Annotated in this window: 12 protein-coding genes and 1 pseudogene; 9 read left to right on the top strand and 4 right to left on the bottom strand. The window is 45.3% G+C overall.

Annotated elements, in window-relative coordinates; all coding sequences use genetic code 11:
• Window positions 1–31: 31 nt before the first annotated feature.
• The 5 genes from cysK (at window position 32) to MHH63_RS16450 (ending at window position 4,287) form a co-directional block, all read left to right on the top strand.
• Window positions 32–952, top strand: a complete 921-nt coding sequence (gene cysK, locus MHH63_RS16470; protein WP_036683481.1) for a cysteine synthase A — start codon at window positions 32–34, stop codon at window positions 950–952.
• A gap of 20 nt (window positions 953–972) precedes the next feature.
• Window positions 973–1,866, top strand: coding sequence for a hypothetical protein (locus MHH63_RS16465; RefSeq protein ID WP_076219842.1), 894 nt, complete (start codon window positions 973–975; stop codon window positions 1,864–1,866).
• A 241-nt stretch (window positions 1,867–2,107) separates the two neighbouring features.
• Window positions 2,108–2,926, top strand: a complete 819-nt coding sequence (locus MHH63_RS16460; protein ID WP_076130653.1) for a sensor histidine kinase — start codon at window positions 2,108–2,110, stop codon at window positions 2,924–2,926.
• Window positions 2,923–3,582: a response regulator gene (locus tag MHH63_RS16455; RefSeq protein WP_076130654.1), complete on the top strand. Its 660-nt coding sequence runs from the start codon at window positions 2,923–2,925 to the stop codon at window positions 3,580–3,582. Before MHH63_RS16460 ends, MHH63_RS16455 begins: the two co-directional genes overlap by 4 nt.
• 63 nt (window positions 3,583–3,645) lie before the next feature.
• A complete protein-coding gene (locus MHH63_RS16450) occupies window positions 3,646–4,287 on the top strand; it encodes a DUF1775 domain-containing protein (protein WP_076130655.1) in 642 nt (213 codons plus the stop codon).
• A 112-nt stretch (window positions 4,288–4,399) separates the two neighbouring features.
• Here MHH63_RS16450 and MHH63_RS16445 read toward each other — a convergent pair whose 3' ends face one another.
• Genes MHH63_RS16445 through MHH63_RS16435 form a run of 3 tightly spaced genes read right to left on the bottom strand, consistent with a single transcriptional unit; the run spans window position 4,400 to window position 7,808 of the window.
• Window positions 4,400–6,334: a CotH kinase family protein gene (locus MHH63_RS16445; RefSeq protein ID WP_341171800.1), complete on the bottom strand. Its 1,935-nt coding sequence runs from the start codon at window positions 6,332–6,334 to the stop codon at window positions 4,400–4,402.
• Window positions 6,335–6,363: 29 nt separating this feature from the next.
• A complete protein-coding gene (locus MHH63_RS16440; protein WP_036683492.1) occupies window positions 6,364–7,092 on the bottom strand; it encodes a DUF4956 domain-containing protein in 729 nt (242 codons plus the stop codon).
• A 2-nt stretch (window positions 7,093–7,094) separates the two neighbouring features.
• On the bottom strand, window positions 7,095–7,808 hold the full coding sequence (locus MHH63_RS16435) for a polyphosphate polymerase domain-containing protein (RefSeq protein ID WP_036683495.1): 714 nt from the start codon (window positions 7,806–7,808) through the stop codon (window positions 7,095–7,097).
• 226 nt (window positions 7,809–8,034) lie between these two features.
• On the opposite strand from MHH63_RS16435, the gene MHH63_RS16430 reads away from it, so the two are divergent.
• From MHH63_RS16430 to MHH63_RS16415, 4 genes and pseudogenes are all read left to right on the top strand, one after another.
• Entirely contained in the window at window positions 8,035–9,276 is a 1,242-nt protein-coding gene (locus tag MHH63_RS16430) for a purple acid phosphatase family protein (RefSeq protein ID WP_076193895.1), read from the top strand.
• A 220-nt stretch (window positions 9,277–9,496) separates the two neighbouring features.
• A complete protein-coding gene (locus MHH63_RS16425; protein WP_076179752.1) occupies window positions 9,497–10,255 on the top strand; it encodes a DUF6612 family protein in 759 nt (252 codons plus the stop codon).
• Between the two features lie 350 nt (window positions 10,256–10,605).
• Window positions 10,606–13,491, top strand: a pseudogene (locus MHH63_RS16420) (X2-like carbohydrate binding domain-containing protein); the annotation flags it as partial.
• On the top strand, window positions 13,492–14,514 hold the full coding sequence (locus tag MHH63_RS16415) for a X2-like carbohydrate binding domain-containing protein (protein ID WP_445321768.1): 1,023 nt from the start codon (window positions 13,492–13,494) through the stop codon (window positions 14,512–14,514).
• A gap of 476 nt (window positions 14,515–14,990) precedes the next feature.
• Here the strand turns inward: MHH63_RS16415 and MHH63_RS16410 are convergent, their stop codons facing one another.
• Window positions 14,991–15,731 (bottom strand): SDR family NAD(P)-dependent oxidoreductase, encoded by a 741-nt coding sequence (locus MHH63_RS16410; protein ID WP_341171799.1) that lies wholly within the window; start codon window positions 15,729–15,731, stop codon window positions 14,991–14,993.
• Between the last annotated feature and the right edge of the window lie 80 nt (window positions 15,732–15,811).

The following is a 15,811-nucleotide window of genomic DNA, read 5'->3' as shown; positions in this document are numbered from 1 at the left end:
TGGAAGGTACAGAAATGAAGGAGGCTCTAAAATGACATCCTTAGTGGTTAACAATATAACAGAGCTGATTGGGAATACACCGGTTGTAAGATTAAATCGGCTGACTAGCCCCCAAGATGCAGAACTATATGTGAAGCTGGAGCTTTTTAATCCAAGTGGCAGTGTAAAAGACCGGGCAGCTTATAATCTAATCCTGCAAGCCGAGCTAGCAGGTTTGTTGAAGCCGGGCGGGACGATCATTGAGCCGACTAGTGGAAATACAGGGATAGGATTAGCGATGAATGCCGCGGCAAAAGGGTATAAAGCGATTCTTGTCATGCCTGATAATATGACCAAGGAACGAATCAATATTCTAAAGGCTTATGGTGCGGATGTTGTGCTGACGCCGGCAGCAGAACGGATGCCGGGAGCTATAGCAAAAGCGATTGAGCTGGGAAAAGAAGTGGAAAACAGTTTTATTCCACAGCAATTCGAGAACAAAGCCAACCCTGATATTCACCGGACAACGACCGCTCTGGAAATCCTGGAGCAAATGGAAGGTAAGCTGGATGTGTTTGTTGCTTCATCAGGAACTGGGGGCACGATAACTGGAACCGGTGAGGTTTTGCGTGAGCATCTACCTGATATCCGGGTTCTTGTGGTTGAGCCGCAAGGCTCGCCCGTATTATCTGGAGGAAAGCCAGGACCACATAAGCTGGTAGGAACGAGTCCGGGCTTCGTACCCGCCATTTTGAATACACAGGTCTACGATGACATCGTTCAAGTCGCGGATGAGGCTGCCTTGGAGACGGTAAGAACGCTGGCTGCAAAAGAAGGAATTCTGCTGGGTCCATCCGGTGGTGCCACTGTATGGGCGGCGTTGCAGGAAGCGCGTCGTCTTGGGGCTGGCAAACGCGTGCTTTGCATTGCACCTGACACAGGGGAACGGTATCTTAGTATGGGAATATTTTAGTTTCGTCTGGAGGAATGGGAATGAATAAGCTCAGTGTGAGTTTCCTTATTGTTCTACTGCTGGCGGGCTGCTCAGGCTCTAACAAGCCAACCCCTTCTCCAAGTGCAGAGCCGACACCAACGGCAAGCATGCAGCAGCCGGCAGCTTATCTGGAAGCTGAAAAGCTGAAGGCGAATTTTGGTTTTGCAGATGAGTCTGGCAAGAGCATCTTAGTCACCGGGCAGGAAAAAGGGCTGGATGCGCAAATGCAACAATTGAATGAGGCGATCGGCGATCATGGGCAAGTGCTAAAAGTGAAATTGAATAAATGGCAGGAGGGTACGGAGAACAGTAATGGCCGGGAGATGGCTCACAATTTTGTGAATCTGCCAGGGTATCTTTATACGGTTGAAGAGGGGAATGCGACCCCTGATGAGACCTATTACCTGACGGATCAGGCAGAGTTTAATGCGAATGCGCTAATCTCTGTTAAGCCTACGGAGGTTAAGCAAGCCTCGCTAAATGTTGCAGAAAGTGTGCGGCAGAATATTGTTTCTGCGAAAAATCGTGAAGTAGAGCACATTTGGAAACTTGCTGACCTGTCTGGTGATCGGCAGCTGTATCTCGTTCAATTCATTAGGCAGGATCAGGAGATGTTATTTAGTCTCGTGCTGGAAGATAAGGCCGGGCTTACCTTTATGGATTATCCGGCTGTCATTCAAGGCGATGAATTTTCCGTCTGGAGAGTGGATGATGGCGGGGAAGTGATACCTGAGATGTTCTCTATTCTTTTTGCGGCGGAAACTGCTGAAGGTCCATTACTCGGTATGGAGTGGTGGGGAGCGGAAGGCGTAAACACATTTTTCCTGAAAAAAGAGGGAGATGTTTTTAAAGAAATGGACATTCAATACGGACGCTACACATCACCACTATAACTGGGATGCAGATACATCGAAGGATGTATCTTTTTTTTGCTACAATATAAGAAAGTATAAATTTTCACTATATATTGCTTATAATATTATGAAGGATAGCATTATTTTTTTAAAATACTTAAATTTGTAACAATAAGAACTTTAAATAGCCCGATCGAGTCATGTAGCAGAATTGTGACGGTGATATTGTTAATCATAAGATGTACGGGAGGGGACAGCAACGTATAACCGAATCAAGTATATGATCCTGTTACTGCCAACGCTAATGGTAGGGATCTGGGAGGTCGTGCGCCATCAGTTTCTAATGCCTTATATCTCGATGGATCTGGGGAATTATTTGACACCTGTCCTCGTATTTTTGTTCACTCTTGTTTTGCTCGTCCCTTTGTTTTCGCTGATGGAGCGGAATCAGCGGGAGTTGGAGCAGGAACGTGCGCTCAAAGAGGCAATGAAAGCCCGGGAAGGGCTAGCTAAGGAACTGCATGATGGGATGGCGCAATCTTTATTTCTTTTATCTGTCAAAATAGATCGTTTGGAAGCAAGCCGCAGGAATGGGGAAGTCAGCGAAGAAAATGTGGATCAGATCAAAAAGACCGTCCACGAGGTGAACCGTTATGTTCGACAGGCGATCGCCAATCTGAAGGTACCAGTGTCTGAGCAGCACTCTTTTTCATTGGAACAGTCGGTTAAAGATCAGCTTGCTCAAATGGCTAACGAGATTATGATTGAGGTTTCCTTGGATTGGAGTCTACAGGATGAAGCCCTCTCTCCTTCGGAAAAAGCAGAGCTGCTATCTTGTATCCGAGAGGCTATTATTAATGTGCGTAAGCATACAAGAGCGGCGAAGGTTTCTATCACAGGTGCAGGCACTGAGAAAAACTGGAGCGTGGCGATTGTCGACAATGGCGAAGGATTTCAGCATGATCCCTTTGAGGTGAACGGAAGTTACGGCCTTCAGATCATGAAGGAACGTGTCGAAGGAATGGGATGGAAGCTTCAGGTGAGCTCCGGCAATACGGGGACAAATGTGGAAATTACGAAAGGAGGGGGAAGTTTATGAGCAGGTACCGGGTTTTGGTTGTGGATGATCATGCGCATGCACGTGAGGCGATGTGTGAGATTTTGTCCATGGATGATAGTTTTGAGGTCATTGGAGTAGTGGAGAGTGGTCCTGAGGCGATCGCGTTCACGGCCCAGTGGATGCCTGATCTCATTCTTATCGACATTCAGATGCCGGAGATGGACGGGCTGGAGACTACTCGCCGGATCAAGCAGGAATATCCCTATGTCAAAATCGTTATCGTTACGGTATCGGACGAAATTTCCCACCTCCTCGAAGCATTGAAGCAAGGCGCACAAGGGTACTTACTCAAGAATCTGGCACCTTCCACCTGGATTGAATATTTGCAAGCCATTGTGAATGAAGAAGCACCGCTAAGCCGGGAGCTGGCTTTTCAAATCTTGAAAGAATTTACCGTTCCTTCATTAACGGACGAAGGGGAGTCTTTGACGGCGAGGGAGAAGGAGATTTTAAGCTGTGTGTCTTCCGGATCGACGAATAAAGAGATTGCCATAAGCCTGTCGATTTCGGAGCATACCGTAAAAAACCATCTGAAAAACATCCTTCAGAAGCTTCAACTCCAAAATCGTACGCAGCTAACGCGTTATGCTCTGGAGCAGGGGCTTGCTTCACGTAAACGTGATTTTCCGCGGTAAATATGAGGATAGAGATGAAAGTGAAAAATGATAAAATTACTTAAAGAAAGAGGCACTCTAACTATGAACAGATTATCTCGTAAAATAATGACACTCTTCGCACCAGCCGCTGCAACACTTCTGTTGTTCGCAGCCGTGGCTAGCGCGCACGTAACCGTAGCACCAGCACAATCCAGTACCGGAGCATGGGAGACTTACACACTTAAAGTTCCTTCAGAAAAAGATGTGGCGACTGTACAAGTCGATCTACGAATCCCGGCGGGTGCCGAGTTCAAGCAATATGAGGCTACACCGGGCTGGGATGTTACCATTGAGGGGAACAAAGTTAGCTGGATAGCTAATGGAGAAGGAATTAAAGCAGGGCAATTCCAACGTTTCTATTTCACAGCAAAGAATCCTGATACTGCAGGCGACATTGCTTGGGATGCTTATCAGCATTATGCCGATGGCAGCTTGGTGCAGTGGTCTGGTGAGGCAGGAACAGAAAGTCCGCATTCTATTACTTCGATTGTGCAAGCCTCCGGTGGGGATGAACATTCTCATGGTTCCAGTGACAATGGCATGAGCATGGAAGAACATAATGCCATCATGGAAAGCGAGAACAACTCCACCAGTGTCAACCCAATGGTCTATATCGCATTAGGGATCTCTTTACTAGCCTTTTTAATAGCAACCATAAGTATATTGCGCGGGCGAAAAGAGTAAGCGGGAACTAGTTGTGATACAAGAATATAGTGTTCATGCAAGAAGCCTCCGTCAATAAACGACGGAGGCTTCTTGCATGAATTAATTGGTGATGAGGATACTTTTTACTTATCTACAGCCGTTTGCGTTTGTAAAAGGTTACGAAAGCAGCGGTTAGTATTAGGAGAAGGATGGCGACGCCAGTTGTGATGGCTTCACTCGTGCTGCCTTTTTGCTGCATAGTACCAGCACCACCAAAGTCGCCACCGCCCATACCACCAGGCATACCGCCACCAAAGCCACCGCCGCCCATGCCGCCACCACCAGGACCATTTCCGCCGCCTTCAGGGAAAGCGGGTCCGCCCATAGCACCAGGCTCACCACCCGCGCCGCCGTCAAATCCACCTTGAGCAGCTTGGCCATTAGTGTTGGCCTGTCCCTCTTGAGCAGCTTGGCCGTTAGTCTTGGCCTGTCCACCCTGAGCAGTTTGCCCTGTTTGTGTAGTCTGCCCACCCGCAGCTGCTTGTGAGTTACTGCCAGGCCCCTCGCCGCCATTAGGGATAGCCGGTCCGCCCATGGCACCAGGCTCACCACCTGCACCGCCTTGGGCAGTCTGTCCACCCGTAGCCGCTTGCCCTTCGGTATTTGGTGCAGCTGCATTTGCGCCAGCATTACCAGTAGCGCCAACCGCACCTGTGGCCTGCCCAGCACCCGCAGCGCCTTGAGCTGCGCCATTTTTAGCGCCGCCACCAAAGCCACCGCCGCCCATGCCACCACCACTTCCTGATCCGTCACCGGAGGAAGGAATGGTACCGTCGAGCTGCTGCTGGATACTTTTGGCCATGTTCGACATGAAGGTCTCAACAGCCTTTATCCCATTTTCATACTGTTCGAAAGTGTAGAAGGCGGATGGATCCGCTTTGACATAGCTGGAAATCATCGTGTTCAGCTCATCCATCCGAGCCTGGAACGTATCGTCCGCTAGATAGCCAGTAATCATCTCATTAACAATTTCGTGATATTTCGTTTTGTATTCATCATTAGCGAGCAGTTTCGCAATCAGTGGGCGTTCTGCCAACGCACCTTGGGTAGGCTCGTCAATTAACACATCTGCGCTTCCCATGCCGCCAAAAGCCATATTGTAATCCCACGGCAGAATCGAGAAGACCCCATCGTCTTCATATAAGTAATAATTCTGCTTATTTCCACCTAAATAACTGTCCATATTACCCGTGACCGCATTTAGAGCGATATACTTCAGCGATTCCTCTACGTCGATGTATTTTTCATAATCGGTGCCGTTGTTTAGCTCATTCAGCATGTCGACAAGAATATCATCGTTAGACTTATCGGATTTCATTTCTAGTCCAGTATAGAGGGATGGATCATCGCCCAGCCAAGTCAAATCACTGCCCTGACCGGTCATTACACCTTTATAAAGTGCACCATAAGTGTTGCCGAAATTGCGTTCCAGATAAGCATCACTGATCTGTTCTACTGCAAGATAAAAACCCTTCAGTTCATCATTTACATACACATTTACGAAGGAATATTTCGGCGTCGGGAGACCGACACTTTCAGCGAGCTCATAGGTCAGAAATTCACGCATATAAGAAGCATCGCTGTAATTATTATTCAGGTTGATCTTAGTAATGCCGAATAAATTCTGGTTAACATACTCATCAAAAGAAATTTTGAAGCTGTAGCGGTCAGAGTCTGTCATCTGTACTACGCTTCTGAGACTGAGATTTCCTTTGGTCCGTACAGCTACATTATCGTATTTCATACCGTTGTACTCGACGGAAGCCATTTTATATTCTTCAGCACTGGCATTATCCAGCATATCCTGAAAATCGTCCGGGTCCAAGGTGATTTTGACATCCACGACCTTATCTTTTGGAAAGACCTGCTCGTCTAGCTTTTTCTCATCGCTCGAAATGACCTTGTCCTGAGCATCAGACGTTGGATTATTTGTTGCAGACGGACTTGTATTCTGACACCCGGCTACGGCGATGACCAGCAGCAGGCAGCAAAAACTCAGCAGGATTGATTTACCTCTGGTTTTCATCTGGGGCACCGCCTTTCATCTCGTTGTAATTAAGATACATAGTCACCGCTATAGCTGATCAAGAGTGCATTTTTGACACCTTTTAGGTCAGAGACTGTGTTGACAAAGCCGCCTACTTTATCATCCAGACGAAGCTCCAGCGTCAATTCAATATTGTTTGCGGAGACTGTTTTTTGCTTCACATTGTAGCGTTTTACGGATTTGGTGATATGGCTGTGTACTTCACGTTCGCTTTCATCACTGTCGCAGTTAATGACCAGTAAGTATGGCGTTTCGATAGAAGAGTGTTTAATGAACAGGAACAAAATAAGGCCGATAATGATCGAACCGATAATAGCCAAGGTGAAAAATCCTGCTCCAGTTACAATCCCTGCTACAGCTGCCCAGAACAAGAAGATCAGATCAGTTGGATCTTTGATTGGTGTTCTGAAACGAACGATGGACAATGCGCCGACCATACCGAGGGACAGCACAAGGTTAGAGTTAATCGCGATAATGACAGTAGCTGTAATCATGGTCATGCCCATGAGTGAGACGTTAAAGCTTTTGGAATATAAAACGCCGCTAAAGACACGTTTGTAGAGCAGGTAAATGAAGTATCCGATCAGAAAAGCTACGCCCAAGGTAATCAGCATCTTGGAGATACTAATATCAGATACAAAATTGTCGATCACCGAGTTTTTAATAATGTCTGAAAAATTATTTGTAGTATCTGTAGTCGTTGTTGTAGCTGCTAGCGGTGCTAGTGATGCATTCATAATCAATAATCCTCCCAAGTGTTAGTTTTTAAGAATTTGCGGCAGATCACGTATTTTGAAGCGGACTGCCTATTCAGTCCCTCCAGCTGCAATGCGATTTTAATGTACTCCGGAATATACTCATCGAATTTCACTTCAAAAATTATAAAGTTCTCATCAATCGCCCGAATCGGATGCAAATCCTTATCGAAAATATCCGTAGAATGCAGGCCCGTACGTAATTCTTTATCGAACGTTATTCGCACATTGCCGTTGTGGCAAACATAAGGCTCGCGAACATAATCCACGATGACCTTGGGTCGCAGCAGGTTATGGCGCATCTGATCGTATAACTCCATGAACAGCGGACTGTCCGGGACGTTCAGCACTTCGTAGTTGCCCGCCATAATCTCGTCGTACATTTGCCGGGTTAGTGGTTCTTTGATTTTGGCGATATAATCGTCCATTTTAATTTTTTTCTCAAAGTGAATGATGTTGTCTTGGATGTTGTAAATGCGAATCCGGTATTTGGCCCGCTCTCTGAGACCGCCGAGCTTGTCTGCAAGTGCCGTGTTGTTGATATCGTCAAAATACAAACTACGAATGTGGTATTCTCCACTCTCATTAGCGTGTTGATCTTTATCAATCAAGCTTTGCAATCGTTGGCGCAATATAAGGTATTGATGATAGTTAATGAAAAATTTAAGTTCATGCCGGAATTGAAGCTTCTTATTCATTTTCACACCTCGTTTCTCTCTCTATCTCTGGCTAACCTTCCTGCTTGACTAATTCTAGGAGACAGACCTTATGCTTAACTTAAAATAGACTGAATGTTTGCTGAATGTTTTACACTGCGTTAACAAAAGTCTGTATAAAGAATCGTGTGCAGATTTGACTTCTGACTTTGCAGGGGGCTATCTTATTTAGAAGGCTAGAGAGAAATTTTCATAAGGAGGTACCGTGATGAGAGACTATAAATTTGCCATAATCCTAGGGGTGCTTGTGATTATGGTTATTTTAGTGGCTTATGGGTTGGAACGATCGAAAAGCGGAAGTAATGCAAATTCACCAGCACCGTATGATCTCGTGACTACCTTTAAGGGAGATGCGAGCACAAGCCGCGCGTTTACTTGGTATACAAGTGATTCGAGTGCAGCAGGCATTCTGGAGATTGTAAAGGGACAGGTGTCCTCTTTTGCGAATACGGATGTACAAAGGGTAGATGCGAAAAGTAGTTCCATCAAAACAGACAATGGCACCAAAGGTGTTCATAAAGTGGAAGCTACGGGTCTTGAACCCGGGACGTTATATACTTATAGAGTGGGTAGTGGCGTTGAAGGAGAATGGAGTCCGGCAGCGGAATTTACAACGGAAGAAGATGGACTGGCAAGTGTGTCTTTTATCAATGTAACGGATTCTCAAGGGGAAACGGCAGAGGATTTTAAGCTGTGGGGAAATACACTGAACAAGGCTTTTCAGACATTTCCTGAAGCCAAATTTATTGTGCATAACGGGGATTTGACGGAGGATCCGGAGGATTCGGCAGGCTGGGATGATTTTTTTGGCAATGTGCAGGGCTGGATTTCGGGGATTCCGTTAATGCCGGTAACAGGCAATCATGATGAGGTGGATGAGGATGCAACGTATTATACTTCACACTTCAACCTGCCGGATAATGGGGCAAAGGGTTCAATTGCAGGCACCTCGTATTCCTTCGATTATGGACCTGTGCATGTGACGGTACTGAATACAGAGAGCAATCTAAAAAAGCAAACGGAGTGGCTGAAGGAAGATCTGAAGAACACAGACAAGAAGTGGAAAATCGTTGCGATGCACCGACCGGCTTACGGGGGGAACTCCTATAAGAAAGTTGAAAATTGGACGGATATTTTTGATACGTATGAGGTTGATTTAGTGCTGCAGGGTCATAATCATGAATACTCCAGATCCTACCCGTTACGTGGCGGAAAAATAGTTCCAGAAGGCGAGAGTTCCAAAGGTGCTAAACGAGGGACAGTCTATGTGGTGACCAACGCTTCTGGAGGGAAATTTAACGAGAAAAAAGAAGATCAGTTCTATCATGCGGTGCATTTTCAGAACTATAAGCAAATGTTTGCGGGCATTAACGTTACCGGGGATACATTAACCTATCAGGCCTATGATGTGGATGGAAAGCTGCTGGATGAGTTTGTGTTGACACATTGAGCTAAGAGAATTGGATAATATTATTTAAATACCTTCTCTGCTGTAAAGTCGGGGAGGTATTTTTTGATTTGCATTAAAACACTAAATTCAGCGCAACAACTGTGTATCTTAAGCCGTTTTTTCACATGTCTACCTTTTCCGTCATATAAGCTGTTAACTTTATAATGATAAAATAGATTTAGTTATATTTGGATTTCATTTGAAGTGAAGGGGAAGTAATATGTTTATCAGAAAAATGGTTTTTATCGGTATCATTTGTATGTTAGGTTTGACAGGTTGTGCAACGAACACTAAATCAGGTGCTGAAGGAGAGGGAGATAAGCGTGCAGAGGGGCTGCTCAGCATGTCTCGGAGTGAACTGGCTAAGCAGGAGAGCTATACTATAGAAATGGAGAAACAAGAAGAAACATCCAGCAAATCGGAAAAAAGTGAAGATAAACATTGGTCGAGCGCTGTTTCATTTCATGTCGACTATGTTAGAAATCCTTATACCGTATATCTAAAATCGGAGACTGCGGAAGGAAAGGAACGAGAAGAATACATATCGGATACTGAATATCATACAAAGGTAATGGATGATTTATTTATTAAGCAGGACGATTATATTCCAGCGAAAGAAAAACAAATCGCACAAAGATTTATTGACCCGTATGATTATATAGACATATACCGGATAGATTCTCAGGGGATCGTTGTTTCTGAGGAGGAACAAGAATACATACTTTCGATAGAGATATCGTCTCATGATGCGAGTAAGGAAACGATGAAATTGATGAAGCAGAATTTGACAGACAAGATTAAACTAAGATATACGCTGGATAAAACTACACTTTTGCCGCATAAAGTGGAGGCAGAAATATTCACTTCATTGAAATCAGAAAACTTAAATTCAGAGTCAGTGCTCACGTTGCAAACAACTATCAGCAATTTTAATGGTATAAAAGAGATTGTTATGCCTGTAGATACTAGTGAAGAATAGTTATATCAGAATCCTCTGGGATTTATTCCGGAGGTTTTCTTTATCAGCAGAATTATTTTCAATCAAAATTTAGTGAAATTGTATCCAGAAGTGTGAAAATGGTACGATTTTTAGAGACAATCTTCTGCAAAATATAACCATTTTCTCTCGATAATGAAAAACCTTACCATTATAATGAAAGCGTTATCAGAAAATGGAGTCTAAGTTCTGAAGGTATGGATTAAGGGGGAGGGAGGAGCAGGGATATAGAGTAAGAAGAAGGCATAAACAAACCAATTATATCGTAGGAGGCGTAAAACGTGATTCGTAACCGTATCCGGAAAACAGGACTTTTGGTCCTGCTTGGCGCGATGGTAGGCTCTTTATTCTCTGCATTCCCAGCTACTACCCATGCAGCCTCAAGTGAACCTTACACCTGGAAAAGCGTTGTAACGGGAGCTGGCGGGGGCTTTGTACCCGGAATTATTTTTAATCAAACTGAACCGAATCTGATTTATGCCAGAACAGATATTGGCGGGGCCTATCGCTGGAATCAAGCTACGTCTAGCTGGACATCAATTAGTGACTCGGTAGGCTGGGTGGATTGGAACAAGAATGGTGTTGATGCTCTGGCTACAGACCCAATTGATCCTAATAAAGTCTACATGGCAACGGGTACGTATACTAATCATTGGGATAATAATGGCCAGATTATGCGCTCTAATGACCGGGGGAACACCTGGCAAACTACTCCACTGCCTTTTAAAGTAGGTGGCAATATGCCTGGCCGTTCCGCTGGTGAACGTCTAGTCATCGACCCCAATAAGAACAACATTCTCTATTTTGGAGCTAGAAGTGGTAATGGTCTCTGGAAAAGTATTGATTCGGGTGTAACTTGGTCAAAGGTAACCTCTTTTCCAAACGTAGGAACGTATATTCAGAATCCGACACTTGATTATGGGAATGATCTTGTCGGATTGTCTTGGATCACGTTCGATAAGAGCACAGGTACACTTGGCAACGCTACTCAAACGATATATGTCGGTGTGGCCGATACGGCTAGCAGCGTATATCGGAGTACAGATGGTGGAGTAACCTGGACAGCTCTGGCTGGACAACCTACGGGGTTCTTGCCACATCACGGCGAGCTGTCATCCACAGGTGATCTCTATATTACTTATAGTAATGGTGTAGGTCCCTATGATGGCAGTAAGGGTGAAGTTTGGAAATACAACAAAACTAGTGGGGCTTGGACCAATATCAGTCCTACGACCGGTGAAGATAACTGGTATGGCTTTGGTGGATTGGCGCTGGATGCTCAGCACCCTAACACATTGATGGTATCCAGCTTAAACGCTTGGTGGCCTGATGAAGTTATTTTCCGCAGTACCAATGGTGGGGCTACTTGGAGTCGCATTTGGGATTGGGGCAATTATCCAGAACGGACTTATAAGTTCAGCATGGACATCACCGCTGCTCCATGGCTCGATCATGGAACTACTTCAACATCCCTGGATCCTTCACCGAAGCTAGGCTGGATGATGGGTGATTTGGAAATTGATCCATTTAACTCGAATCGAATGATGTACGGCACTGGAGCAACAATTTATGGCTCGAACAATTTGACCTCATGGGATACCGGAGGCAAGGTAAATATCTCTGTCATGGCAAAAGGTGTGGAGGAAACTGCAGTGCTGGGGCTAATTAGCCCGCCAACGGGAACCTCCCATTTGATCACTGCACTTGGTGACGTTTCCGGTTTCCGTCATGAGGATTTGTCGGTAGCGCCGACTAAATTCCAGACCAGTCCTTCATGGGCAACGACGATGAGTATTGACTATGCTGAACTGAGTCCGTCCTATATGGTGCGGGTAGGCAGTGCAGATAAAGAAAAAACGCCAAGTATGAAGTCCATTGGTATCTCTAACGATGGTGGAGTGAATTGGTACATGCCAAACTCCGAGCCTTCCAATGGAACCAAAACAACGGTTGGCCATGGACAAGTAGCTGTCTCTGCAAGTGGTAATTCCATTCTGTGGAGCACCTCAGATATCGGGGTGTATTATTCCAAAACCTCAGGCAATTCTTGGACAGCAAGTGCAGGATTACCGGCAGGCGCGAAGATAGCGTCTGATCGCGTGAATCCTAACAAATACTATGGATTTTATGCAGGAATCTTCTATGTAAGTGTGGATGGTGGAGCTACATTTACTGCCACCGCAGCTTCGGGCTTCCCGACCAATAATGTGGCTGGATTACAGCCGAACGAAGCCCAAATCAGTATGAAGGCAGTTCCAGGTATTGAAGGTGACATTTGGTTTGCCGGAGGAAATACGGTTGAGAATAAATATGGTCTATGGCACTCCACTAATTCAGGTGCGAGCTTCACGAAGTTAACGAATGTAGAAGAAGCTGACCTTATTGGTTATGGTAAGGCTGCTCCGGGCCAAACTTATATGGCATTGTATACCGTAGCTAAGATTGATGGTGTACGGGGCGTATTCCGTTCCGATGATGTTGGCGCAACTTGGGTTCGTATTAATGACGATGCTCACCAATACGCTAAGATCAATATGGCGATTACTGGGGATCCAAGAATCTATGGACGTGTATATCTCGGTACGAATGGCCGAGGCACTTTGTATGCTGATCCTGTAAATCCACCAGCTACAGGCTCGACCATTACGCCAATAACTGCAAGCTTTGATAAGAAAACAGCGAATCAGGCAGACGCCGCAGTAACTATGACGTTGAACGGAAATACGCTGAGCACGATCAAGAACGGAACGGCAACCCTCGTAGCCGGAACGGATTATACGGTAAGTGGATCAACAGTAACGATTAAAAAAGCGTATTTTGCGACACAAGCGGTAGGAACGACAACGCTGACGTTCAGCTTTAGCGCTGGAGCTACACAATCCTTGGCGGTAGCCGTAACAGATACTACAACACCAGTATCTAACTCCACGATAACGCCAACAAGTGCGGGATTTGATAAGAAAACAGCAAATCAGGCAGACGTTGCAGTAACTATGACGTTGAACGGAAATACGCTGAGCACGATCAAGAACGGAACGGCAACCCTCGTAGCCGGAACGGATTATACGGTAAGTAGATCAACAGTGACGATTAAAAAAGCGTATTTAGCGACGCAAGCGGTAGGAACGACAACGCTGACGTTCAGCTTTAGCGCTGGAGCTACACAATCCTTGGCGGTAGCGGTAACGGATACTACAACACCAGTATCTAACTCTACGATAACGCCAACAAGCGCGGGATTTGATAAGAAAACAGCAAATCAGGCAGACGTTGCAGTAACTATGACGTTGAACGGAAATACGCTGAGTGCGATCAAGAACGGAACGGCAACCCTCGTAGCCGGAACGGATTATACGGTAAGTGGATCAATAGTGACGATTAAAAAAGCGTATTTAGCGACGCAAGCGGTAGGAACGACAACGCTGACGTTCAGCTTTAGCGCTGGAGCTACACAATCTTTGGCGGTAGCGGTAACGGATACTACAACACCAGTATCCAACTCCACGATAACGTCAACAAGCGCGGGATTTGATAAGAAAACAGCGAATCAGGCAGACGTTGCAGTAACTATGACGTTGAACGGAAATACGCTGAGTGCGATCAAGAACGGAACGGCAACCCTCGTAGCCGGAACGGATTATACGGTAAGTGGATCAACAGTCACTCTCAAGAAGGAGTATTTGGCAACTCAAGCGGTAGGAACGACAACGCTGACCTTTGAGTTTAGTGCCGGAGCGGCACAATCCTTGGTTGTCACTCTCTCAGATACGTCAGTAGCTCCTACAGCAGCACTGAAAGTGCAGATGTATAACGGTACAGTGACTGCTTCCGGAAATACGCTAAATCCAAAGTTTAAGCTGGTGAACACAAGTACAAGTGCCGTTGCACTTTCTGATGTGAAATTAAGATATTATTACACAATTGACGGTGAGAAGGCACAAAGCTTCTTCTGCGATTGGTCACAGGCTGGAAGCGCGAATGTAACAGGCACATTTGTGAAGCTGCCAACGGCTAAAGCGGATGCGGATTATTATCTGGAGCTTGGATTCTCGAGTGCAGCAGGTTCACTTGCTGCGGGTGCGAGCATCGATATCCAAGTGCGAGTAGCTAAAGAGGATTGGTCAAATTATACTCAAACCGGAGATTACTCCTTTAATGCGGTTGATACCAATTTTGTAGACTGGACAAAAGCGCCCGCCTACATCTCAGGTAACCTGATCTGGGGTAATGAACCTAACTAAGAATCTTCACCAATAGTTATGCTGAAGAGGCTGTCCTAAAAGTAGAAAATTCTACTTTTGGGGCAGCTTCTTACTTTAACCCTCAGGCTATAGGTGGTATGTACGCTATGTGCTACGTTCTATGAGAGGGGGTGTGGTATACGTTATGTGGTATGTCGGATGCATTTATGGTTCCTATAGTGTTGGCTATATAATAATTAGGGAAAACCTCCCTGAAAATAGCCGATATTTGCTTTAAATCAACGAAATCAGGGAATTCTTCCCTGAAAATCAGGCGTATTCGTTAGTTTCCAGCAAATTAACCAATAATTAGGGAGTTTTTCCCTAATTATTGGCTGGATGACCAAAAAACTTAGAATTTTAGGGAGAAATTCCCCAATTATGCTATCAACGCTTCACTTCCTCCTGTACGGTACGCAAAAACCAGCTAATGATATTTAAAGGTAGTTCTGAAATACCATTTGCTGTTTTGGCTGTTACAATGTTTGTCCGCTATCTATGGTAATGATCTGTCCAGTCATTGCTTCCTGTTCTAGCGCAGCGCAGACGAACTGGGCGATATTCTCGGCGGTTGAAATATGCTGAAGCAGCAGATTAGGGGCTAGTTTATGCATTTGTTCTTCTCGTCCAGACCACCATCTAGTAGCAACGGCTCCCGGTGCTACACAGTTAACTCTAATATGGGGAGCCAGCGCGTGTGCCAGCGATTTGGTAAGACCGTGGACAGCCGCTTTGGAGACGGCATAAGGAAGGGATGAGCCTAAGCCTGTCTGTCCAGCGATGCTGCCGAGATTGAGGATGGCTCCTGAATTTTTTTGGTTCATATACGGTGCAACCGCTCTGGCGCAGAAAAACATTCCTTTCACATTTACATCATATAACTCATCCCATACTTCCTCTGTTGCCTTTTCCAGATCTCCGAGAGCAATATGTTTAGTTATACTGGCGTTATTCACTAGCAGATCAATTGTCCCGAAATGCTGAATAATCGAATCGACCATACTTCGCACATCCTGATCTTTAGACACATTCGCTTGTATTGCTATAGCCTGCCCTCCTTGATTCAGAATCGTCTTTACGGTTTCATTGGCTTCATCCTCAGATCTAGAATAGTTCACTACGACGTGAGCCCCGCGTTTGGATAGCTCCAAGCTTACAGCTTTGCCAATTCCAGTCCCTCCACCCGTTACTAATGCGACTTTATTGTTGAGATCCATCCTCATGCACTCCTTAAGTTGGCGTATGTTGTTGTTATAAAGTATTCTATAGAGAAAAGTGAATTTCGTATAATTGAATA

This window comes from Paenibacillus sp. FSL H3-0310 (genome assembly GCF_038002785.1).
Lineage (GTDB): Bacteria > Bacillota > Bacilli > Paenibacillales > Paenibacillaceae > Paenibacillus_AQ > Paenibacillus_AQ odorifer.
Note: the sequence above shows the minus strand (reverse complement) of the source record. Positions and strands in the feature narration are given on the sequence as shown.